Origin of the sequence: Paraburkholderia sp. SG-MS1 (genome assembly GCF_012275575.1) — a bacterium.
GTDB lineage: Bacteria > Pseudomonadota > Gammaproteobacteria > Burkholderiales > Burkholderiaceae > Paraburkholderia.
In genome coordinates this window covers 1-365 of sequence record NZ_NPIH01000042.1, presented here as the reverse complement: position 1 = coordinate 365, position 365 = coordinate 1, and the positions used below count along the sequence as shown (strand labels likewise).

Annotated in this window: 1 protein-coding gene; it reads right to left on the bottom strand. The window is 70.1% G+C overall.

Annotated elements, in window-relative coordinates:
* The coding region (locus tag CIC12_RS03430) for an ABC transporter permease (RefSeq protein ID WP_168662194.1) at window positions 1-365 on the bottom strand (365 nt) is incomplete at both ends.

Below are 365 nucleotides of genomic sequence, written 5' to 3'. Positions count from 1 at the left end.
CACCGCCGTTTCACCGCCCGCTCCACCAGCCGCGCCGACAAAAACCGGTGCTCGGCCGAAAAGAGCCGCCGGTAGGTCAGCAGCACCGCGCCCACGGTCCCCAGCGACGATGACGCCGCGATCAGAAACATGATGACGATCTGATAGCGCACCGCCTGCAGCGGCGACTGCCCCGCCAGCACCTGGCCCGTCATCATGCCGGGCAGGCTCACCACGCCGACCACCGCCATCTGGTTCAACATCGGCATCATGCCCGCGCGCACGGCCTGCTGGGCCGGCGCCTGCGCCGCTTCCCAGCGCGTCGCGCCGAGCGCGAGCGCCATGTCGACGCGATCGCGCCGCGCAGTCAATTCCTCGGTCATCCG